20 protein-coding genes and 1 pseudogene are annotated in these 22,389 nt (G+C 35.2%); 17 read left to right on the top strand and 4 right to left on the bottom strand.

Annotation, left to right across the window (positions count from 1 at the left end; translation table 11 throughout):
• Positions 1-51: 51 nt before the first annotated feature.
• The 13 genes and pseudogenes from ACQV2P_RS04545 (at position 52) to ACQV2P_RS04485 (ending at position 14,243) form a co-directional block, all read left to right on the top strand.
• Positions 52-453: a GtrA family protein gene (locus tag ACQV2P_RS04545; protein ID WP_428873616.1), complete on the top strand. Its 402-nt coding sequence runs from the start codon at positions 52-54 to the stop codon at positions 451-453.
• The gene (pgfS, locus tag ACQV2P_RS04540) at positions 450-1,391 is read left to right on the top strand and encodes a glycosyltransferase PgfS (RefSeq protein WP_428894678.1); all 942 of its coding nucleotides are present in this window, start codon (positions 450-452) and stop codon (positions 1,389-1,391) included. Before ACQV2P_RS04545 ends, pgfS begins: the two co-directional genes overlap by 4 nt.
• Positions 1,388-4,168, top strand: a complete 2,781-nt coding sequence (locus tag ACQV2P_RS04535; RefSeq protein ID WP_428874852.1) for a YfhO family protein — start codon at positions 1,388-1,390, stop codon at positions 4,166-4,168. Before pgfS ends, ACQV2P_RS04535 begins: the two co-directional genes overlap by 4 nt.
• An 8-nt stretch (positions 4,169-4,176) precedes the next feature.
• Positions 4,177-6,192 carry a DUF2079 domain-containing protein gene (locus tag ACQV2P_RS04530; RefSeq protein WP_428894677.1) on the top strand — a complete coding sequence of 672 codons (2,016 nt, stop codon included), beginning with the start codon at positions 4,177-4,179 and terminating at the stop codon, positions 6,190-6,192.
• Positions 6,193-6,320: 128 nt separating this feature from the next.
• On the top strand, positions 6,321-7,172 hold the full coding sequence (mutM, locus tag ACQV2P_RS04525; protein WP_428874850.1) for a DNA-formamidopyrimidine glycosylase: 852 nt from the start codon (positions 6,321-6,323) through the stop codon (positions 7,170-7,172).
• 37 nt (positions 7,173-7,209) lie between these two features.
• Positions 7,210-7,803, top strand: a complete 594-nt coding sequence (gene coaE / locus ACQV2P_RS04520) for a dephospho-CoA kinase (protein ID WP_428873621.1) — start codon at positions 7,210-7,212, stop codon at positions 7,801-7,803.
• Between the two features lie 49 nt (positions 7,804-7,852).
• Positions 7,853-8,344, top strand: a complete 492-nt coding sequence (nrdR, locus tag ACQV2P_RS04515; protein WP_428873622.1) for a transcriptional regulator NrdR — start codon at positions 7,853-7,855, stop codon at positions 8,342-8,344.
• A complete protein-coding gene (locus ACQV2P_RS04510) occupies positions 8,328-9,863 on the top strand; it encodes a DnaD domain protein (protein WP_428876503.1) in 1,536 nt (511 codons plus the stop codon). The genes nrdR and ACQV2P_RS04510 overlap by 17 nt, the downstream gene beginning before the upstream one ends.
• Position 9,864: 1 nt before the next feature.
• A complete protein-coding gene (dnaI, locus tag ACQV2P_RS04505; RefSeq protein ID WP_428873624.1) occupies positions 9,865-10,794 on the top strand; it encodes a primosomal protein DnaI in 930 nt (309 codons plus the stop codon).
• 25 nt (positions 10,795-10,819) lie between these two features.
• The gene (locus tag ACQV2P_RS04500) at positions 10,820-11,017 is read left to right on the top strand and encodes a hypothetical protein (protein WP_428873625.1); all 198 of its coding nucleotides are present in this window, start codon (positions 10,820-10,822) and stop codon (positions 11,015-11,017) included.
• Positions 11,018-11,347: 330 nt separating this feature from the next.
• Positions 11,348-13,288, top strand: coding sequence for a threonine--tRNA ligase (gene thrS, locus ACQV2P_RS04495; RefSeq protein ID WP_428874847.1), 1,941 nt, complete (start codon positions 11,348-11,350; stop codon positions 13,286-13,288).
• A gap of 243 nt (positions 13,289-13,531) precedes the next feature.
• The gene (locus ACQV2P_RS04490; RefSeq protein ID WP_428874846.1) at positions 13,532-13,702 is read left to right on the top strand and encodes a hypothetical protein; all 171 of its coding nucleotides are present in this window, start codon (positions 13,532-13,534) and stop codon (positions 13,700-13,702) included.
• Between the two features lie 9 nt (positions 13,703-13,711).
• Positions 13,712-14,243, top strand: a pseudogene (locus ACQV2P_RS04485) (ABC transporter ATP-binding protein).
• A gap of 18 nt (positions 14,244-14,261) precedes the next feature.
• On the opposite strand, the gene ACQV2P_RS04480 reads toward ACQV2P_RS04485, so the two are convergent.
• From ACQV2P_RS04480 to ACQV2P_RS04470, 3 genes are all read right to left on the bottom strand, one after another.
• Positions 14,262-15,500 (bottom strand): D-alanyl-D-alanine carboxypeptidase family protein, encoded by a 1,239-nt coding sequence (locus tag ACQV2P_RS04480; RefSeq protein WP_428874549.1) that lies wholly within the window; start codon positions 15,498-15,500, stop codon positions 14,262-14,264.
• Between the two features lie 236 nt (positions 15,501-15,736).
• On the bottom strand, positions 15,737-15,904 hold the full coding sequence (locus ACQV2P_RS04475; protein ID WP_428874550.1) for a hypothetical protein: 168 nt from the start codon (positions 15,902-15,904) through the stop codon (positions 15,737-15,739).
• Between the two features lie 237 nt (positions 15,905-16,141).
• A complete protein-coding gene (locus tag ACQV2P_RS04470) occupies positions 16,142-16,300 on the bottom strand; it encodes a serine hydrolase (RefSeq protein ID WP_428874555.1) in 159 nt (52 codons plus the stop codon).
• 599 nt (positions 16,301-16,899) lie between these two features.
• Between ACQV2P_RS04470 and ACQV2P_RS04465 the strand changes: the two genes are divergently transcribed.
• Entirely contained in the window at positions 16,900-18,078 is a 1,179-nt protein-coding gene (locus ACQV2P_RS04465) for an O-antigen ligase family protein (protein WP_428874552.1), read from the top strand.
• 81 nt (positions 18,079-18,159) lie between these two features.
• Here the strand turns inward: ACQV2P_RS04465 and ACQV2P_RS04460 are convergent, their stop codons facing one another.
• Positions 18,160-19,428, bottom strand: a complete 1,269-nt coding sequence (locus ACQV2P_RS04460) for a serine hydrolase (protein WP_428894676.1) — start codon at positions 19,426-19,428, stop codon at positions 18,160-18,162.
• A 412-nt stretch (positions 19,429-19,840) separates the two neighbouring features.
• Here ACQV2P_RS04460 and infC point away from each other — a divergent pair, with 412 nt between their 5' ends.
• Genes infC through rplT form a run of 3 tightly spaced genes read left to right on the top strand, consistent with a single transcriptional unit; the run spans position 19,841 to position 20,951 of the window.
• Entirely contained in the window at positions 19,841-20,341 is a 501-nt protein-coding gene (gene infC / locus ACQV2P_RS04455) for a translation initiation factor IF-3 (protein ID WP_258436502.1), read from the top strand.
• Between the two features lie 34 nt (positions 20,342-20,375).
• Positions 20,376-20,573, top strand: coding sequence for a 50S ribosomal protein L35 (rpmI, locus tag ACQV2P_RS04450; RefSeq protein ID WP_258436501.1), 198 nt, complete (start codon positions 20,376-20,378; stop codon positions 20,571-20,573).
• 21 nt (positions 20,574-20,594) lie between these two features.
• On the top strand, positions 20,595-20,951 hold the full coding sequence (rplT, locus tag ACQV2P_RS04445; protein ID WP_428874468.1) for a 50S ribosomal protein L20: 357 nt from the start codon (positions 20,595-20,597) through the stop codon (positions 20,949-20,951).
• The last annotated feature ends 1,438 nt before the right edge of the window (positions 20,952-22,389 follow it).

Raw genomic sequence — 22,389 nt, 5'->3', positions numbered from 1 at the left:
CCCCTCTTAGTATATAATAATTGGTGTACATAAAAGAAAAGGACGGAAATTATGATAAAATTAATGAAGCAAATCACTCGTTTTGTTTTTGTTGGAGGGACAGCGACCCTACTAGATATGGGGATCCTCTATTTGCTTAATTATCAATTTGGTGTTAATCACCATATTGCCGCAACCATTGCTTTTGTAGTAGCTACCTTTTATAACTATTACCTGTCTATGAAATTTGTTTTTAAAAGTAAGTTTGAAGCAGGAGAACGACATAAAGAATTCCTGGCTTTTTTCATTTTAAGTGTTATCGGATTGCTAATCACCCTAATCGGCTTGGTGATCTTTGTAGATTGGCTCAAGTGGGATGTAATGATTTCTAAGGTACTGATCGGTATTGTTGTGATGATTTTTAATTTCGTGACACGTAAAATTTATTTTGAAGGGGAGGCAGACCTACATTGAAAATAACAATTTTGATTCCCTTTTATAATGAAGAAGAAATGATCGAAAAGACTCACCAAGTTTTAAGTAAAGAATTGAAAACAATGGTTGAGTTCGAATTTGAATTACTTTATGTGAATGATGGCTCCTCCGATCACACCTTAGAATTGATGCGAAAAATTGCTGAACAAGATGAGCGAGTTAAATACCTTTCATTTAGTCGCAATTTTGGTAAGGAGGCTGCAATGTTAGCGGGCTTTGATCATGCCAGTGGCGAAGCAGTTATTATTATGGATGGAGATTTACAAAATCCGCCATATTTAATTAAAGAAATGATTGCTAAATATCAAGAAGGCTATGATGTGGTGAATGCCAAGCGAAGTCGAGATGGCGAACGAAAAACAACCAGTTTTTTTGCAAAAATCTTTTATAAAGTTGCCAACACCATGATGGATGTCGAATTGACGGATGGTGTTTCGGATTTTCGTCTGTTATCACGGCCAGCCATTAATGCTATTACCTCATTAAGAGAGTATAATCGTTTTTCTAAAGGATTATTTTCTTGGATAGGTTTTAAGGAAACGGTCATTGAATATGAAAATGAATTACGACAAGCAGGACAAACAAAATGGTCATTCAAAAAGTCTTTAAACTACGCTTTAGATGGAATCCTATCCTTTTCTAATCATCCCTTAAGAATGATTTTTGGCTTAGGTTTAACTTGTATTGCAATTGCCGGACTCTATATTATATTGTTACTTTTTAACTACTTTAGTGATCCGAGTCAAGCAGTATCAGGTTACTTCACCACTATTTTTACAATTGTATTTTTTGGAGGCGTTCAATTAGTCTCCATTGGGGTTTTAGGTGAATATATTGGTAAAATATTCTATGAGGTAAAGGGAAGGCCTCATTATATTATTGAAGAAAGCAATATTAAGAAGGGGGACCAGGAATGAAGAAAAAAACATGGATTTATGGAATGAGCGGCTTGGCTCCTTTGGCCTTAATGCTAGTAGGGTGGTTTATTAATGATTTCTTTCCTTTTGGAGAAAAGTCTTTCTTAGCTATCGACTTTAATCAGCAATTTATTGATTTATATATATTTATGCGAAATTCTTTTTATTCAGGTGATTTTGGCGCTTTGTTTTATTCTTTTACCAAATCAATTGGAGGAAATATGATTGGGGCTTGGGCTTATTACTTAATGAGTCCTTTCAATATATTTTATTTAATTTTACCCATGAAATGGATAACCTATGCTATATTTTTATCGGTATGGTTGCGGTATGGGGCTATGGGCTTATCCATGGCTTATTATCTTATTAAACGCCATGGTGGCCAAAAAAGACCTTATTTGACTTTGATTTTGGCTACCACCTATGCCTTGAATGGTTTCGCTGTGTCTTATCAAATGACACCTATTTTTATGGATGCATTATGGCTAATGCCTCTGCTACTTGTAGCGCTAGAAAATGTACTGGATGGTAAAAAGCCTTACACCTACATTTTTCTTTTGGCTTCGACTATGATCATTCAATATTATATGGGCTATATGATTTGCTTGTTTATTTTATTCTATAGTTTTTATTATTTGTTTGTTCAATATTACCAAGTACATAAAGACCATTATTTTAAATTTTTAGGACAAAATGTTGTTCGCTTAGGTATGTTTTCTTTAATAGGAATTGGACTGTCAGCTCTATTATTAGTGCCTAACATTTATAACTTACTCTTTTCAAAAGCTGCTTTGGAATCGACTCTATCTTTTGATTGGGAATTACAAATAAATCCATTAGATATCTTTGCTAAGTTAATGATAGGGGCTTTTGATAATGAGTCATGGTCTGCGGGACCGAACTTACCCAACATATATGTTGGGTCCTTAGCTATGGTGGGGGTAATCAGTTATTTCCTATCGAAAACAATTAAAACCAGCCATAAATGGGCGAGCGCTACAGTTTTAACTATCTTCTTCTTTTCTATGACCCATGAATTCACTAGCAAGATTTGGCATATGGGACAAAATCCAGCAGGCTTTTTCTATCGTTTTTCTTGGATTCTAGTCTTTTTCCTTATCTTATTAGCTTATCAAGGACTCAAGGATAAAGTGATTGAAAGCCAGGAAGTTTTCATTGGAATAGCTATTGCCCTCTTAATTCAGTCTGTAGTGATGGTCAAGGAATATTCTTTCCTGACTCCTGAACAAAGACAAGCTTCCGCCTTTATTTTTGGGCTAATGTGGTTGGTTCTTTATTTAGTAAAACAGCCTCACTTTAAATGGCTGCTAGTTTTATTATTAAGTTTTGGAGAGTTAAGTGCCAATGCCTATCTTTCCCAGGGAAGACTAAATCATAACAATGCTTTTAAATTTGAAAATGCACTGGATGTCATTGACGAATCTATTGATAAAATTCGTCCAGACAAAAGCGATTTTTACCGTATCTCTAAAACATTCTATCGGTCTAAAAATGATCCGATGACTTTTAGTTATCCTGGAATGACAACCTTCACCTCTAGTTTAGAAGGCTCTACACGAGATTTGTTCGAAGAACTAGGAAATTCAGCGATTGATGCATCTATTTATTATTATGGTACTCCTTTAACTGATGCTCTATTCGGAGTGAAGTATTTTGTAAATAATGAACCCTTTTCAAGTGATGATCAAGCTGTTATTGATCAGACTTATATTTTTCCAACGGATGTGACACGCCTAGATATTACTAATGAGGCGAATAAGGTAGATGAAACCGATCGATTTACCATTTTCCAAACTCCTAAAACATTGCCGATTGCTTTTGGAGTAAGTAATCAGTTAGCTCAATTGAATTTAATTGAAAACCGACCGATCGCTAACCAAAATGCGATTGCTCAAGCTCTCCTATCAGATGATACAGAAATTTTCAAACTGGTTGAGACCGAGGTGACTTTAACCAACTTAATTCATGGAGCGACACAATCAGGAGGTCAAATCTTTTCTCGTGAAGATAATACACTGGATGGTTCAATGAAGTTGATTTTTACGCCAACTACTGATGATTCCTACTTTGTCGATATTCCGCGCAGTTTATCAACCTATAAGGGAGAAGTCGACATTTTATTAAATGGACAGAATTACGATTATCGCTCTAAATTCGGAGCCAATCAAGTCTTTAATATTGCCCATCAAGCCAAAGGTCAAGAACAAGAGTTGGAGATCATTATTAAGGCTGACCGACAATTCAATTTGACAGATCTGAAGATTTACCAAATGGATCAAAATAAGGTTAACCAAATAATCGAAGACCGGCAGTCAGAGGCCATACAAATAGAAGAGTGGGGCTCCAACTATGTGAGAGGTTCGATTACAATTAAAGATAGCCCTTGGGTGTTTACTTCTATTCCGTACGACCAAGGATGGCAAGTGAAGGTCGATGGAGAACTTGTAGAAGACGAAAAAATATGGGATTCTCTTTTGGCCTTTCAAGTAGAAGCTGGCGAACATCAACTTGAAATGATCTTTCAGCCGAGAGGCCTTTTATTGGGAGCATGCATTACTAGTTTGTCTGCCTTAAGTTTAATTGCTTGGGCTCTTCTAGAGCAAAAGTACGGCAAGTTCTTAATGTTTCATCTAAATGGTGAGTCGTTAAATAAACGACAAATTGGTCGCTCAGCCAAAAAGTCTCCTACTGACCAGCAGGTTGAAAGGTTCAAAATTACAAAAGACCCAACGAATGACATTAAAGTAGAGGAGTAAATTTCAAGATGAGTCAGAAAAAATCTTTAATTATTTCTTGGTCACTTGGCTTTCACTTTCTATCAGCTTATCTAATAACGGCGATTTTAAACATTATGATGTGTCCTGAACTCAATGTTTTGGTCATTCTGGATAATCAAGTGTCCATATTTTCTTTTTTAAGTATGCTTGTTTTAGTTTTTTCACTTTTATTAGCGGGCGATTTTCATTTTTCAAGAGAAGATTTAAGAGGAGAATTTTTTACTATTGTCTTAGTAATATTTTGTCTATTCTTTACATGGCAAAACTCATCCTTAGTAATCGTCTTGGGTGTGTTTTTTCTTTTAATGACCTACTATTGCTATCTCTTTTTCAATAGACTTAAGAAACAATTCATTGTATTGGGAGGAGCTTTTATCTTAGCGATACGCTTCATTTATCTGGCTGTTTTTTTGAATGAAGAAACATTTGTAACAAATAGTTCATCAATGGATAAAAAATTATTAATCTTATTTATTTTAAGTGCTATTTTAGCTTACTTCTTAACTCGTGGAAGTCTTCTGGAACGATTAAATTTAAGAATGAGGTCAGGGAGTTTATGGGCAATATTCTTTCTGTCCATTATATTGTATGCATCAACAGTTGGCTTATGGGTAATTGCTAGAGTTTTAGTCTATGCTTCACCGACTTATGATATGGGCATTTTTTCGCAGATGTTTGAGAGTATGGCGAATGGGATGGGGCCTATTACAACTTTAGAAAGAGGAGAAAAGTTGTCACATTTTGCAGTGCATCTCTCTCCTATTCATTATTTAATTCTGCCTGTTTATTGTCTATTACCGAGTCCTTTGACTATTCAAGCGCTTCAAGTTCTCATTGTAATGTCAGGAGTCATACCTTTATATTTAATACTTAATCAGTTAAAGTGGAGTGTGAAGTATCGAATTGTCTTTCTTTTGCTCTATTTATGGATGCCATCATTGACTAGCGGTCAATTCTATGACTATCATGAAAATTGTTTTTTAGCACCATTAGTTTTATGGTTAATTTATGCCGACCTCAGTCAATCGAGCTGGAAGATGGCGGTAGCAACCCTATTATTATTAGCAGTCAAAGAAGATGCGATTGTTTATGTAATAAGTATCGGGGCTTTCTTTTTATTACAAAATCTTTGGCCCCAAACGTCTAAGGTAAAAAAAGTAATACTGGGGCTTCAGATTATTATACCAATAGCTTATTTTTTCTTTGCTATTACTTGGTTAAGACACTTTGGCACTGGGGCAATGACTAGTCGCTTTGCCAATTTTATGCTGACAGACCAAGAGGGTTTAATCCATGCGGTCTTTAATGCCATAAAAAACCCCGCATTCACATTAGCAAGTATTTTTACTTATGAAAAGTTAAAGTATCTCTTGATTATTTTTGCAAGCCAGGCCTTTTTACCCTTGCTACAAGTTTCATGGCGCCCGTATATTTTATTGTTACCCCTTTTGGTCATCAATCTTGTCAGTGACTGGCCTTATCAAGTCGACTTATTTAAACAATATCACTTTGGGTCGAGCACGCTTATTCTTTTTATGTCTATCATAACCATTGAACATTGGCAAAGAAGAAAAGTGTATCTGTTTCGAACCAAAAAATTCTCATTTGAACAATTATCAAGCTTTTTCATCACCTTATCAATATTAGCAAGCCTTTCGTTTTTTGTAACAATGATAGGCCCTAGAAAGTATGATTATCAATCCTATCAAAACGACACTGAATTTTATCAATCGATTCAAAAGACCTTAGCTAAAATACCAAAAAATAGTAGAGTTGTGACGGTATCCTCATATACGACACCTTTATCAAAAAATTCAGAACTTTATGATCTTTTCTATCATAATAATCGAGAAGTAGACCTTACTATTGATTATGTTGTTTTTAATCGCTCAATTTTAGAAGGTCAATCAGAAGAAAAACAAGTAATTGAAAAATATCTTGCTTCAGGCTATATTGAAAGTGATCTTTCAGGTAGGGATGTTGCTATTTTAGAAGCTAGATAAATTTTTGAACCACCTAATCCTAGGTGGTTTTTAAAATAAGACGATATCATCTTTATTATTCGACATAACCGACAAAGTTCTTCTTTCATGATAAAATAAAAATAGATTTCAGTTTAGGAGTGGGTTAAATGCCAGAATTACCAGAAGTAAATGCTGTCATGATTGGATTGAATCAGTTGGTTCAAGGAAAGACCATAAAAAAAGTAAATGTTTATTGGCCTAGAATAGTAGGGGCTGAAAATGCTGAAGAAGTAAAATTGTTTGCTAATCAGTTAATCGACCAACAAATCATTGAAGTCAAACGAAGAGGAAAATATTTAATATTTATTCTTAGCGATAAGGTTATGATTTCGCATTTGCGAATGGAAGGTAAATATCAATACACTCCTCAAGATCAATTGACATCCTATCAAAAAGATAAGCACACTCATGTCGAATTTATGTTCACTGATGAAACTTTATTGAACTATCATGACGTTAGAAAGTTTGGTCGGATTGAAGTAATAGCGAAAAATGAGCTAGAAAATTATTTTCTCGCCAAGGACTTAGGTCCAGAACCCACAGAAAATGAGTTTGATTTAGCAAGTTTTCAAAAAGACCTATCCAAAATTAATCGTATGATTAAACCTGTTCTCTTAGATCAAAAAACAGTGGCAGGTTTAGGAAATATTTATGTTGATGAATCCTTATTTAGAGCAGGAATCCATCCAGCTAGTTTGGCCAGGTCTGTTCCACTAAGTAATATGCAAGATCTACATCAATCAATCATTGAGGTGATTGATGAAGCGGTCAAGGCAGGAGGCTCATCCGTTCGAACTTACCGCAACAGTTTAGGACAAGCAGGAGAATTTCAACAACAATTGCAAGTGTATGGGCGCAAGGGACAGCCTTGTTTTCGTTGTGGTACTACCGTAGAAAAAACTCAGTTGGCTCAACGAGGCACACATTACTGTCCAAGGTGTCAGAGATATTTTACTTAGTAAAAACAAACATGATCGACTAAACAGGAGGTATAGTATGACGTTTTTGATAGCATTAACAGGAGGAATAGCAACCGGTAAATCAACCGTGGCTCAAATAATTAAAAATTTAAACTATCCAGTTATTGATACGGATCTAATTGCAAGGAAAGTAGTTAAGCCTGGTAGTAAGGGATTAAATAGACTGGTTGAAAGATTTTCTGAAAAAATCCTATTGGGCTCAGGTCATTTAAACCGTCCACTTTTATCGGCAATAGTCTTCAATGATTCTCAAGCTTTAGAAGCCCTTAATCAAATTTTACACCCTTTGATTCTTGAAGAGCTAAGACGTCAAATTAAAACGTTATCTGAACCATTGGTATTCGTTGAAGTGCCCTTGTTATATGAAGTGGGTTGGCAAGCTTTCTTTGATCAGGTGTGGGTGATCTATGCGCCTTATCATAAGCAATTAGAACGCTTGACTCAAAGAGATCAAATCGATCTAGAAATGGCTCAAAGAAAAATTTCTAGTCAAATCCCCACTATCGAAAAAATTGAGCAAGCTGATTTTGTCATTGATACTGAGTTTGACAAAGAGACAGTTGCTGAACAAGTTAATCAAGCATTACAAGACTTATTAAATAAGCTATAATAGAATTAGGAATTACTTTAATATATTTATATAGAAAGGGGGAGCTTTGATGGAATGTCCAAAGTGTCATCAGCAACAATCCAAAGTAATTGATTCCCGACCCGCAGAAGATGGTGCATCTATCCGACGTAGAAGAGAGTGTATGACTTGTGGTTTTCGTTTTAATACTTATGAACGTATTGAGAGAACACCTTTATTAGTAGTTAAACGTGATGGAACACGTGAAGAGTTTAATCGTGATAAACTCTTGCGTGGTATTGTTAGAGCGGCAGAAAAACGACCGATTAGTCGTGAGCAAATGGAAGAAGTGGTCGGTCACGTTGAAAATAAAATTCGAGAAATTTGTGAACAAGAAATTGCTAGTAAAGATATCGGTGAATTTGTAATGCCTTTATTAATGGAATTAGATGAAGTGGCCTATATTCGTTTTGCTTCGGTATACCGTGAATTCCAATCACGTGAAATGTTTATTAAAGAACTTGAAGCCCTAACGCTACAATCAAAATCATCGGAGCAAGAGGACCATGGTCTTACAGATTAATCCTTATCAACCTTATCAAGTCAAATTAGGCCTTCCTTTATCATTTCAGCAACTTCAATGTTTAACTCAACTTTATCAACCGATTATTGGGGCCGATGCAGTCAGTTTATATTTAACTTTGGCTCACCAACCGAGAGAAAAACTTAATTGGACCTATCGGACGATGCACTCTCGATTATTACCTGTTCTTAATATGGGTATAGGGGATTTCAATCAAGCACGCATTCATTTAGAAGCTGTGAATCTTATAAGAACTTATCGAGATGAAAAGTCACATGATGACTATACACGGCAAACTATTTTCTATGAAATGCAAATGCCTTTGTCAGTGGAACATTTTTTTAAACATCCCCAATTATCATTAGCTCTTTTTAATCAAATAGGTGATGAGTCTTATTATGGCTTGATTCGTCTGTGGAAAAAAGAAGACCTAGGGCAGACAGCATTAAGCGAAATCACCTTACCTTTCGCTGAGGTTATCAATGCTAAAAGCGAAAACTTTCGTCGTAGTGAATTATTTGAAGCGACCGAAGGCATACAATTCCAAGACCAATACTCAAATTTTGAGCTTGATGAAGACAACTTTCAAGATAGATTTGATTTATCTTTCTTTTATCAGATACTAGCCAGTAAACAAGTTGCTAAAGAATTGATAAGCCAAGCTGTCTTGAACCAAATAGCTAGCTTAAGTCAGTTTTATGAACTGGATGAGGAAGCTATGGCGCAAGTTGTTAAACTCGCTCAAAGTCCAGTCACACAACAAATTGATCTTGAATTGTTAAGAACTTATGCAGCAAAATATCAGTATTTTAAGAAACGCGAATATTATGATCAATTAGTCGACCAGTCAGTCAAAGCAAGTCACGAAGAACTTGCTAATTTGAAAAATGATTTAAGAACGAACTATCCAAGCTTTACCGATCAAGAAATTGAAATTATACTTATCTGTCAGCAAATGAATCCAAGTGAATTTTTAAATCAAATTAAAGAAGAAGCAGGCGGATTTGCGACGAGTTCTGAACATTATTATTTAAAAGAACTAATTGAGAAATCACGTCTGCCACAAGCTGTCTTGAACTTTTTAGTTTATTATTTAATCGTTATGGAAGGGCACGCCAATTTTGAAAAAGGAAGATCGAATCGATTGGCTAATGAGTGGCAACAAGTGGGACTATCCAATCCTGCAGAGGCCTTGGAGTTCTTACATAAGCAGAGACTCTTTAAAGAGAAACAAAGTAAAATTAAAGACAAGCAAAAAGCACAATCATCAAAGAACAATTGGACTAACAAAAAAAAATATCAAGAGTTGGTGCCTAGTTGGTTGAAGGAACAACAAAATCCAAAAGCCACTTCTCAAGAAAATGCTAGCAGTAAACCAGTTGAGACAAATGGTAAGAACGCATTGTCAAAGGAGATAGATGATGACTCTATAGACAAAGGCGCAAAACCTTCGTCACAATTAAAAGAAGAAGAAATTCGCAAACGACTAGAGAACTTATTAAATAAGGGGGAAGATTAAGATGCAATCCATCAAACAGCTGATGAAAGATTTTGAAAATCAAACACCCCAATCTGCTTCAAGTCAAGAAATGACAAAAGTGCTTCTCAATTATCCTGCTATTAAGGATTTTATCAATGCTAATCAGGACAAAATTTCACTAGAAATGATCATGAATTCTCTATCCAAACTCAACGAGTATCGGATGGAAAAAGAAGCCATGGCAGCAGGTAAAGAAGGGCAAAACCCTGGTTTTACACCGGAACTTTTTATCAACTATAACTATATAGATGTTACCTATGTGCCCACTCAAAGTTATTTACATCAACAGGCCCAAAGAAAAACAGCTGCTTTAATTGATAATCGGATGATGGCTCTAGATGTTCAAAAAGCAAGGCTTGAAGATTACGACTTAACCAGTCCGCAACGTTTAGTGTTGATGGAAGCTGTCACAACTTTTATTGAAGAGATTAAAGTGAATATTCGTCAAGCCAGAGGTATGTATATCGCTGGACCGTTTGGTGTTGGAAAGACCTATTTATTAGGGGCCTTAGCCAATGCTCTAGCCAGTTTGGGTTATCAAGTATCGATGATTCATTACCCAACCTTTACGATGGAAATGAAGGCTGTGATTGGGCAAGACAATCAATTATTTATGATGTTAGAGCAAATTAAGAAGAAAACAGTTCTAATTATTGATGATATTGGGGCGGAATCGAATTCAGCTTGGTTAAGAGATGATTTATTAGGGGTTATACTCGAACATCGGATGAAGGAATCCTTACCAACATTTTTCACTTCCAACTTCACAATGGCAGAGTTAGAAGTTCATTTAGCTTCTAGTCGTAATGCTTCCGACGTGACGAAAGCGGCAAGAATCATGGAAAGAATTAAATTTTTAACTAAGGAATGGCAATTGACGGGAGAAAATCGCCGCTTATCTAACCGTTAATTTATTAAAGAGAGGAAATCGATGTATGAGAGATGGATTCAAATCAACAGATTTTAAAAAAGAGCAAAGGTTTATATTGCTAGTCCTTGCTATTGCACTGATTATTCAAATAACGGTGGCAGGGTTGTATTTCTTTGTGGAAAAGCAAACTGTTTTATTATTTCCTATGTTTTTAGGGATTTTAGCTAATTTGACTGGCATTGGCAGATTAATGCAATTATGAAACTAATTCTTGCATTTTTTTAAGATTGATGGTTTAATGAATTTAACTCAAGATAAGAAATTAATGAGAAGTCACGAAGTTTAATTCCCTCATTTCAAGAGAGAGGTCGTTTGCTGGAAGACCTTAATGATAATTAGCTTTACCCCTTCTTGAATGCTCGACTCAAGCATGAGTGGTAAGTCGAGACGTCGGAGGCGTTAACTCTATGAGATTATCTTATAAAAGATAATGAACTTGGGTGGAACCACGTCGAATACACGTCCCATTGGTTAGTAATAGCCAATGGGACGTTTTGTTTTAAGTTTCAGTAGTACGGAGGAGGAATCTTATATGTCAACAATTCATTTAACATTACCGGATGGTGCTGTAAGAGAATATCAATCAGGCATCACACCTATGCAAGTAGCAGAATCTATCTCTCGTTCTTTAGCTAAAGCAACCTTAGCAGGTAAATTTGAAGGAGAGATTATTGACCATAATCGACCAATTGAAAAGGATGGGTCAATTGAGATTATCACTAATAAAAGCGACGAAGCTTTACAAATTATGCGTCACTCAACCGCTCACTTAATGGCTCATGCTATGACTCGTTTGTATCCAGGTATTCACTTTGGTGTAGGACCTGCCATTGATTCAGGATTCTATTATGATACTGACAAACCAGATCCAATTACCGAAGAAGAATTGCCAAAAATTGAAAAGGAAATGAAAAAAATTATTTCAGCCAATTATCCAATTGAACGGCGAGTAGTATCGCGTCAAGAGGCTTTAGAGATTTTTAAGGATGATCCTTACAAGCAAGAGTTAATCAATGATTTACCTGAAGACGAAATTATCACCGTCTATACGCAAGAAGATTTTACTGATTTATGTCGTGGAATTCATGTGCCTTCAACTGGTAAGATTAAGACTTTTAAACTCTTGTCACTCGCTGGAGCTTATTGGCGTGGCAATTCTGATAATAAGATGATGCAAAGGGTTTATGGAACAGCATTCTTTAAACAAGAAGATCTAGATGAATTCTTAAGATTACGTGAAGAGGCCAAGGAGCGCGACCACCGTAAATTAGGTAAAGAATTGAACATATTCATGATTAGTCCGGAAGCGGGATCAGGTTTACCTTTCTGGCTACCTAATGGAGCAACTATCCGTCGTACCATCGAACGCTATATTACTGATAAGGAAATTTCATTGGGTTATCAACATGTTTACACTCCAATCATGGCCAAGACGGATCTTTATAAGACCTCGGGACACTGGGATCATTATCAAGATGATATGTTCCCGCCTATGGATATGGGTGACGGTGAGATGCTTGTTCTAAGACCGATGAACTGTCCACACCATATGATGATTTATAAAGATGATATTCATTCCTATCGTGAACTACCTATTCGAATTGCAGAATTAGGGATGATGCATCGTTATGAAAAATCGGGTGCTTTATCAGGCTTGCAGCGTGTTCGTGAAATGACACTTAATGATGCGCATATTTTCGTTCGTCCTGACCAAATTAAAGAGGAATTTAAGCGTGTGTTACAGTTGATTTCTGAGGTATATCAGGACTTTGGCATTACAGATTATCGTTATCGTTTATCATACCGTGATCCTGAGGATACTAAGAAATACTTTGATGATGATGAGATGTGGGAAAAAGCCCAAGCTATGCTTAAAGAAGCTATGGATGAATTAGAATTGGATTACTTTGAAGCGGAAGGGGAAGCAGCTTTCTATGGGCCTAAGTTAGATGTTCAATTCAAAACAGCTATTGGCTTAGAAGAAACCATGTCCACAGTACAATTAGACTTCCTACTTCCAGAACGCTTTGACCTAACTTATGTAGGTGAGGATGGTCAAAATGACCATCGTCCGGTTGTTATCCACCGTGGTGTAGTTTCAACTATGGAACGATTCGTTGCCTACTTAATTGAAGAGTACAAGGGATCCTTCCCTACTTGGTTAGCTCCAGTTCAAGTTGTTCTTTTACCAGTTAATCTCGCAGCCCATGGTGAAAAAGTAGAAGAAATCTATCATGCTTTGAGAAATGTTGGTGTTCGCGTTGAAATGGACTTGCGCAATGAAAAACTTGGCTATAAGATTCGTTCAGCTCAAACTTCTAAAGTTCCTTACCAATTAGTAATTGGGGACAAAGAAGTTGAATCTGGTAATGTGAATGTTCGTCGTTACGGTCAAGAAAATTCAGAATCAGTTTCGGTTGAAGATTTCATTGCAATGATTTTAGCGGATATTAATAATAAATCGAAAAAATAAAAAATTATAATTCTAAACACTTATCGCCCAAATTGTCTTTATTAACTACTTAAAGGCAAATTTGAGACTAAGTGTTTTTTTAATTCACAAAAATTATTTTCTAATAAGGCGGCAGTTATTAGCAATGATCATAGCAGTCTTGTATAGGTGTCATGAAGGCACAGGGTATTTCAAGCTTTTTTATCGGCAGCTCAGTCGTCTACCAAACTTTACTAATGGCGGTTATAGGAGCCCACGCTCGGTTTGATATTTACTCTTTTAACAGCCCTTTATTTACCAGCAAAAGTACCTTTTGCTTTTTCATGGGAATTAATTGGAATTACAATGGTCTTAATGATTGTCTTTGCGGTTTTAGGTGGATTGCTTTCAGTTAGACAAATTGTACGCATTGATCCAAGTCAAGCGATATCTTAGGAGATAAACGTGAAAGCCATAGAAATTAAAAATATTGAAAAAGTTTTAAAGATGGTGACAAAACAATTCAAGCTTTGAAACAGACTAATTTTGAGATTGAACCAAGCGAATTTGTGGCCATAATTGGCCCAGCTGGTTCTGGTAAAAGTACTTTATTATCGATTATTGGAGGGCTCCAAAGTCCTTCAAAAGGTCAAGTCTACTTAAAAGAAGATTTTTCCGCTTTAAGTGATAAAGAACGTACTAAACGCCGCTTTGATAAAATAGGTTTAATTTTACAAGCCTCGAATCTTATTCCTTTTTAAAAGTTAAAGATCAATTCCGCTTAGCTGATGAACCGACGGCTAGTTTAGATAGTGAACGTGCTTTCGAGGTAGTGGATCTTTTAGCAAAAATGACTAAGGAAATAGCATAAGCAACAATTATGGTGACGCATGACACGCGGCTAATATCTAAATGTGACCGATTTTTTAAAATGATAGATGGAAAATTAGAAGAAGCCGATAGCAATGAATATTTAAAAAGCAGATTTCCTTTTTAAAGGAGATCTGCTTTTTAATCATCTAAAATTGTCAAATATTCTTTTAATAAAGTTAGTTATTGGATTATCTCTTCGATTTTCTAAAGTGTTTTTTTCTTGTTCGGTTTGAGACTCATTATCTTCTTCACCATCTATGGAAGTTTCATTAAGCTCTTCTTCAACTTTGGATTGAGTGACTTGGTTAAGGGGTAAGTTTTCATTTTGATATAAATCAGGATGTTCAGCTAAAGCATCAAGAATCAAGGTTAATTGATCATAAGAAGAAGAATAACTTCCATCTTCTTGGATAAAGTTCCCCATGGATAAGGCAATAATTTCACGCCCATTTTCCTTGCCTGTCGCTACAAAACTGTCTCCTGCACCATCTGTGAGACCGGATTTAAGGCCATTAATTCCTTCTCTTCCTAATGATTGACCAGGTAAAAGAGGGTTAGGGGTATTAAAAACTTGGCTAAAGTCGCCATCTTCCTGGAAAACATAAGTTTTAGCAGAAGAAATATTTAAAATTTCTGGAAATTCTTTAATGACATTTTGAGTCATCAAAGCTAGGTCCTGAGCAGACATTGCGTTTTCATTACTAGCTAGAGACCCAGCCATACGCCAATCTTCAGGTATAAATTCATTAGGGACACCAGAAGTTGTGTATAAATCGAAATCTACAAAGCCCCAATTATTAAGTTGGTCGATCATCGCTTGAACAGCTGCAGTTTCTGAACCATAGATTTCTCGCATCAGTAAAGAGGCTGCATCATTCCCTGAACGCATAATTAAAGCATGAAGTAAATCATCTACAGTATATTTTTGACCAGCTATTAAAGGGGTGCTAGTTAACTCAGGGTTATCAGAGAGTGCTTGAGTTAGATCACTGGGAGCTTCAATTTCACTTGTAATTTTTATTTTCCCATCTTCAATTGCTTTATAAGTAAGATAGGCTGTAAGAATTTTAGTTGTAGAAGCAATTGGATAGGGGATATTACTTCCTCTTTGAGCTAAAATTCGATTTGTTTCAACATCTACCACAATGAAGGATCTTGAACTAATTGAACTATCAAAAAAGCTGGTTAGCTCCTCTGGGTAATCATCTGGCATGACGACCGTCTTGTATTCTTTGGCCTTATTAATATCTCTAGACAGATCAGGTAATTTAGATAAATTTTCAACTTGGGCTGAAATAGCTTGATTGAATAAATTGCTAAAAAGCATGACTAAAACAAGTTTTTTAAAAAATTTTTGCCAATTTATTGAATGTATAGGCATAGGCTGTCCTCCTTAAAATGGGTGTGACTAACGTTAAAACTAGTCAATAAACTATTCTTTATTATAGCGAAATCTCAATTTAAGTCCAATTGAGATATGAAATTTAAAAAAATCAAAGAAGCATCAAATTTCGTTCACAGTTATGAAAAGCGCAATTTTAAATGTTGATTGGTAAAAATAAAAGAGATTACAACATAGTAATTTTTGATAAAATAGTTTTATTTATTGGGAGAAATTTAATAGAGAGACCACTCATTGATAATAAGGTTAAGTTTTCCCATAAATTGATCCACTGTCCCAATTTCTCTTTTCATTAGAACCAGAGCATAGATAGGGTGTCCATTTTCAAAATAAATAGCTGTACCGTGATAGGCATAATCCAGTTGTCCATATTTAGCAGCCATACCACCTTTGATATAAAGCTTAAAGTGTTGATCTTTTTCAGAAATGGATATGTATCTAACTAGAGGTAAATATTCTTTATCTTGGGCAATTTGTTTTAGTTAAACTAATAAAGTATTAGGAGTAGCATAGTTATATTGATCATAAAGACTTTCTGTTTTTTGACTAGCCCCTGATTTTTCAACCAAATCACGTTTAAAGTCTCCAAAATTGTTTTGATAATAATTAATCAGAATGTTTCAAGCGATGTTATTTGAATACACTAATAAATTTTCAATCAGCTCTTCTAATTGGTATTCAGACTGAATGGGACTATGGGTATTTTTTTCTGCACCTGATTCAAAATCAACATTGCTGGCAGGCAATTGACTTTTCCAGTTAAGTTTTCCCTCTTCAATTAATTAGATGTAAAGAACAGCCGTTCCAACTTTATTGCTAGAAGGAGCATATTGGCCGATAATTTCGTTTAAAAAGTGAGATTCTTTAGTGAAAAATTATAGTAGGAAATGCCTAGACGAGAAGATGGGGAATTATAGTCATTTATTAAATCATTCACTAAATCAGTAACTGAACGATAGGAATCATAATTTCTTGAATAGGATGTAACTTGATGTTCTTCAATCCGATTTTTTCATCCATGCTGGTTTCTTGAGTCTCAATAGTTGTACTTAGTCTTTCTGACGCAGTTGTAATAGATTCTTCGCTATCAGAAGGAGAATGAGAGTCCTGCTGACAGTCAACTAGAAATATCATAAAAAAGCTAATAAAAAGTTTTTTATCGACATGAGCATTTCCTAAGATAATGTAAGAAATACGGTGTCAACCACATAAACATTGAACTTATTTCTAAATAACGAGTCCATTTAAGCTTTGAGATGAACTGTATTTGGTTAATAATAACTACTTTATGAATAATCTTCAAGATAAAATCTGTTGTTACTTAATGAATATATAGAGCATCTTTTGCTATAATAATAAATATTAGTCATGGAGGTGGATGGTAGTGAATTTGAAATCTTTGACTCAAAGTGAAAATCTTGAAGGTAATTTATTCTTATTGGTGTCAGTTTCAGTCTTATTACCTTTTTATGTTGGTAGCGCTGTTATTTTTTTAACAACCTTATATCTTCTATTTCAACACCGTCGAGACTTGAGACAGATAATGCGCAAACAGAGTTGGTTATTTATCTTTTTGATATATAGTTTAATCATATCAATCTACTTTAGGAATTATATCGGAGTTGCCGTCACATTTGTTCTTTTTTTACTTTTTTTACTATTTAATTTTTATTTTCAAATAATTACTCCTCAGCTTTTTTTAAAACAGATAAAAATTTTCACATGGGGGTCTATCCCGTTAGCTTTGCTAGCGTTTGTAAGATATACTTACTATGTTTTTATGAATGGTTACGATTTATTTTATATTTTTAAGTATCATAATCCGCAAATTCGTGCAGAAGCAACGTTTTTTAATCCTAATTATTATGGACTATATATTGCCATGGTTTTAGTAATGGCTATTTATTTAATGGCGAAAACAAAGCGACCACTTGATCGTTGGTTATCGATGATAGTCATCTTCTTAAATTTAATTAGTTTATTTTTAACTGCTTCGAGATGGTCTATTCCTACTTGTATTGTAGGGATTGTCCTTATGGTATTTTTCTTAAAGCCTAAAATAGCATGGGGGATTGGTTTTGCTTTAGCAGGAGGTTTTTTAACTTTGTTTATAAAACCTGAATTATTACCTAGGTTTACTACTTTGGCGCATGCTTTTGATGACCGTTTTGCAATTTGGTATACTGGATGGCAAATATTTATAACAAGTCCCTTAATCGGAAGAGGGCCTATGGCTTATGTTACCTTTTATTATTTGTTTGCAGATCAAGGAAAAATGCATGCCCACCAGTTATTGATTGATACACTAGCTAATTACGGTATTGTAGGTCTAATGGTTTTAACAATGGCTTTTAGTCATTACTTTAGGAATGTAGTTGAACGAGTCTTCCAACCTAAAATTAGACTAGAATTAGGTCTCATTGTGTCAATATTAGTAATCGTTCTTTTTCACGGTATGATGGATGTGGGAATTTTTTGGATACAAACAGGCTATATCTTACTAAGTATTCTAGTGGTCCCTTTTTGTGTTCTCGAACAATTGGAAAATGAAGTTTAAAAGTATGTTGATCAAATAATTTTGAATACAAAATTCACCCACGCAACTTTTGTTGAAGAAGTTGCGTGGGTGATGTGATTATTATTGAATCTGTTGGTAATGGTACCATTCATTTACGCGTAAATTTAAATCCCCCATAAAATTATCGAGTGTACCCAGATCGTTGGTCATTAGCACTAGACTATATATAGGCTTTCCGTCTTCGAAGTATATACCTGTATCGTGATAACCATTACCATACTGACCATATTTAGTAGCCATTCCTTTATCAACGTACAGCTTGAATCGTTGTCCTTTTTGTGCGATTAACATGTAGTTTATAATAGGTTGATAGCTATCATCGAAAGCAATTTTATTAAGATAACCGATTAGCATATTGGGTGTCGCATAGTTCATATTTTGAGTTAAAGCAATCGGTTTATTATTAATGCCTGATAGTTCGATTAAGTCATTGCGATAATCACCATAATTTTCGTAATAATAATCGATTAAAATGTTCCAGGCAGTATTATCTGAATAGACTAGAAGGTTAGAAATCAATTCCTCTAAGCTATAATATGAGCGTAAGGGATTATTGGTGATTCTACCATCACCTTCTTCTAAATCCTTTTCGCTAGCAGGCAGTTGACTATCCCAACTTAGGACACCTGCTTCAATTAGGTCGAGATATAGGACGGAGGTTCCCACTTTGTTGGTAGAAGCTGCATGACGTGCTTCATTTTCGTTTAAGTAATAGGATTCTTCACTTACAAAATTTTGATAAGCAATACCTAGTTTAGAAGAATCAACGCCATATTCATCAATTAAATCTTCGATAATTTCTTGAACGGAGTTATATTGATCGTAATCTAAGGAAAATGATGAAGCGGCTGGTTGTTGTTCGGTATCATCTTCTTGTGTAGTTTCAATAGTTGTTTTTCCACCACTTGCAGAGGTGGTTTCTTCCTTATCGGTTGTTCCGTCATCTTCAACTATTGGTTTATCTTTTTTAACTGTTTCGGTACTTTCGTTAGGCTCTATGGAAGAAACTTCTAAGTCTTCGTTTGTCTCTTCTTTATCATCGTTTGAGTTGTTTTGCTTTTTTATAATTGCTTTTCTTAATTTGTCAGTTTTGGATAAAGTTGTTTCCCTACTCTCTTCTTTAGTAGAAGATATTTGATCATCTTCATCAGCAACTGACTTTTCAAGTGAGGAAGAAGGTTGACTTTGTAATGATTGAGAATCCTCTAATGAAGCTTGATTGTTAGATGAGTCAACTGAAGAGCTTTTCACTTCAGGGGATGAGGTATTTTGGCAAGCTGTTAACAGCCCTATCATAATCGTTCCTATTATAATTTTTTTTAAGTCCATTAAAAAAACTCCTAATATTTAGATTTCTGCAGTATTATATCATCAATTATGATTAATAGCTAAAGGAAATTTGCGCTCTAAGAATTTGAGGACGAGACGTTAAGACATAAGCATGCCCATTTAGAAGCACCTTGTGTAACATATGTTTGACAACTCTAGACACTCTAGAATGCTCTAAGAATTTTAACTTGATTTATCAAATGAAGTGTGATACAATGTATAAGTTGAGAAAACAAGTAGAAACAAACCGTTTCTCGCCGGACATTAGAAGATGTAGGGCAAATCATTTATGGAGCAGAAAATTCTGTTTTTGTAAATTGATAGAGACGGCACGTATACAAACGGGCTGTTTTTTGTTTTTATTTGTCACTCATAAAAATTATGGAGGTGGACTCATATCGCTAAAGAAGCATTGATTAATGGGCAAATTCGCGCTAAGGAATTGCGCGTCATCGGTGATAATGGAGAACAAATTGGAGTTAAATCGCTACAAGACGCTTTAACGATTGCTGAATCTTTTGATTTGGACCTCGTGCTCGTTTCACCGCAAGCTAATCCGCCAGTTGCACGGATTATGGATTACGGTAAATATCGCTACGAGTTACAGAAAAAAGAAAAAGAACAACGTAAGAATACAAAAGTAGTCAGTGTTAAAGAAGTACGTCTCAGTCCTTCAATTGATGACCATGATTACCAGACGAAATTACGTCAAGCAATCAAGTTCTTGGAAAAAGGCGATAAAGTGAAAGCAAGTATCCGGTTTAGAGGACGGTCAATTACCCATAAGGATTTAGGTTTAGATGTTTTGGAAGACTTTATTGAAGATACAAAAGAAGTTTCGACCGTTGAGTCAAAACCTAAAATGGAAGGCCGTAGTATGTTTACCATACTCGCACCCTCGTCAGAATCATAATACGATTAATAAGTAGGAATATAGGAGGATTATTATGCCAAAACAAAAAACTCACCGCGGTTTAGCAAAACGCGTTAAGAAAACAGGTACAGGTAAATTGAAACGTTCACGTGCATTTACTTCCCACCGTTTCCACGGTAAAACTAAAAAGCAACGTCGTCAACTACGAAAATCAGCTTTAGTTTCTGCTTCAGATATGAAACGTATTAAGCAACAAATTTCAGCTTTATAGGAATAAAGGAGGAAGAAAATCATGGCACGCGTAAAAGGTGGATATGTTACACGTCAACGTCGTAAACGTACATTAAAATTAGCTAAAGGTTATTACGGAGCAAAGTCAAAATTATTTAAGACAGCTAAGCAGCAAGTTATGAAGTCATACATGTATGCTTTTCGTGACCGTCGTCAAACCAAACGTAATTTCCGTCGTTTGTGGATTACACGTATTAATGCAGCAGCTCGTCAAAATGATATGAGTTACTCTGTATTAATGAATGGTTTGAAAAAAGCCGGAATCGAAATTAACCGTAAAATGTTAGCAGATATTGCTATCAATGATGCAGCAGCATTTACTGCTTTGGTTGAGGAAGCCAAAAAAGCATTAGTTTAAAAAATAGACTCTATATCAAATAGGGTTGATGATAAATTAAGGAGACTAAGCAGTTAATATCTGTTTGGTCTCTTTTTCTTTTTCTTCGGATACAAATTGTCTCGCGTTAAAAGATTTTATCTTTAAAATGACAATAGTTTCGGGAGTCATGGACATTGCGCTTAAGCACTTTAAATTTATTGATCACCCCTTAGTTAGTTCAGGATGGTTGAAGGTAATCTCAAGAAAGTTGTTGGGATTCCGAAGGTTCTTCTTAACCTAGATGATAGCCGGGAGGTTGAATTGTCACGGAGTAAGACCTTAAATGCTTTGTGACTAAATTTTTCTAAGGGATAGTGTAGCTTTTGTATCATTTGATAGATGCTTTTAAACACTTGCTTCTGATTTTATAGGTCATTGTCCCTATTGTCGGTATTGTTCAAAAACAGTCCCCCAATATCTTTTGATTTATTGTAGAGCGCTTGTCTCTATGATGTACTTGATTTATCCAATGAATGTGCAACCGATTTAATTCAGGATTAAGGGATTGAACAACGATATGAAACCGTTCAATAATAATCAAAGTATTAGGGCTCAATTGGCAAGTTAAGGCAATGTAGGCTGTGTATCAGTCAATGAAAATAGTTTTTACCTTATTTTATTCATGATGACTATAACGGTAAAAGCACTTTTTTAGATATTTTAAGTGACATCTTCTACAACATCTATGACTTGATGGGGAATGACATTGCACTAGCAAAGCTTATAGCCCCCTTCACTGTTGGAATTGACTTAAACTTATCAAACAAATCTTTTAAAGGAGGGTCGGTGGCCGTTTATGAGAAACGGAAGCGAAGGCAATTATGACATGATGCACTTATAGATAGATATGTTTGATAAGCAATCATCTTTTTTGAGGGCGTGTGGGTTGTTAAACACGCTATTTTTGTTTGGTAGCACTAGAGATGAAACAATGTATCTACAAGGGCTTATTCTGAGCAGGAAAGTGTGGTGATCAAAGCTTGTTTGTTCAGACAAAAACAGACCTTTCCTAAGCCTTATAAGGAGCTAATAATAGGTAAATAGTTAGCCTTTTAATGACAGTCTTTTCCTTATGATAGTAGGAGCAAGGATGAAAAGGGTGAACAGGAGAACTTAAGGCGCAAGAAATATAGTGATTATTTTTGACTTGTGCGACTCAATTATGAGAGAAATTAATGTTTGGGTCTTTAGTATTGAGGACTGTTCTATCTTATTAGTCATGTACAGACTTCTTTCTATATAGTAGAACATGCTTTTAATACATTAAATGTCTGTGTTTTTGTGAATGATCCCTATAATTTATAGAATCATAATATGTTGAAGCCAAAGTCAAGGGAATCTTGATTTTGGTTTTTTGTTTTATCTAGAGTTGTCAAACATATGTTACACAAGGTGCTTCTAAAATGGCATGCTTATG

The sequence above is a fragment of the Facklamia sp. P12932 genome, from assembly GCF_050409545.1.
Taxonomy (GTDB): Bacteria; Bacillota; Bacilli; order Lactobacillales; family Aerococcaceae; genus Facklamia.
The sequence above is the reverse complement of the archived record's forward strand: the minus strand, read 5'-3'. Positions and strand labels throughout refer to the sequence as shown.

Bases quoted from the DNA above. Each gene is read 5' to 3' on its own strand.
- ACQV2P_RS04545 (WP_428873616.1), top strand. From the start codon at position 52: ATGATAAAATTAATGAAGCAAATCACTCGTTTTGTTTTTGTTGGAGGG.
- rpmI (WP_258436501.1), top strand. From the start codon at position 20,376: ATGCCAAAACAAAAAACTCACCGCGGTTTAGCAAAACGCGTTAAGAAA.
- mutM (WP_428874850.1), top strand. From the start codon at position 6,321: ATGCCAGAATTACCAGAAGTAAATGCTGTCATGATTGGATTGAATCAG.
- ACQV2P_RS04480 (WP_428874549.1), bottom strand. From the start codon at position 15,500: ATGCCTATACATTCAATAAATTGGCAAAAATTTTTTAAAAAACTTGTT.
- ACQV2P_RS04530 (WP_428894677.1), top strand. From the start codon at position 4,177: ATGAGTCAGAAAAAATCTTTAATTATTTCTTGGTCACTTGGCTTTCAC.
- nrdR (WP_428873622.1), top strand. From the start codon at position 7,853: ATGGAATGTCCAAAGTGTCATCAGCAACAATCCAAAGTAATTGATTCC.
- dnaI (WP_428873624.1), top strand. From the start codon at position 9,865: ATGCAATCCATCAAACAGCTGATGAAAGATTTTGAAAATCAAACACCC.
- ACQV2P_RS04510 (WP_428876503.1), top strand. From the start codon at position 8,328: ATGGTCTTACAGATTAATCCTTATCAACCTTATCAAGTCAAATTAGGC.
- ACQV2P_RS04460 (WP_428894676.1), bottom strand. From the start codon at position 19,428: ATGGACTTAAAAAAAATTATAATAGGAACGATTATGATAGGGCTGTTA.
- thrS (WP_428874847.1), top strand. From the start codon at position 11,348: ATGTCAACAATTCATTTAACATTACCGGATGGTGCTGTAAGAGAATAT.
- ACQV2P_RS04535 (WP_428874852.1), top strand. From the start codon at position 1,388: ATGAAGAAAAAAACATGGATTTATGGAATGAGCGGCTTGGCTCCTTTG.
- coaE (WP_428873621.1), top strand. From the start codon at position 7,210: ATGACGTTTTTGATAGCATTAACAGGAGGAATAGCAACCGGTAAATCA.
- ACQV2P_RS04465 (WP_428874552.1), top strand. From the start codon at position 16,900: ATGGTAGTGAATTTGAAATCTTTGACTCAAAGTGAAAATCTTGAAGGT.
- rplT (WP_428874468.1), top strand. From the start codon at position 20,595: ATGGCACGCGTAAAAGGTGGATATGTTACACGTCAACGTCGTAAACGT.
- ACQV2P_RS04500 (WP_428873625.1), top strand. From the start codon at position 10,820: ATGAGAGATGGATTCAAATCAACAGATTTTAAAAAAGAGCAAAGGTTT.
- ACQV2P_RS04475 (WP_428874550.1), bottom strand. From the start codon at position 15,904: ATGGCTGCTAAATATGGACAACTGGATTATGCCTATCACGGTACAGCT.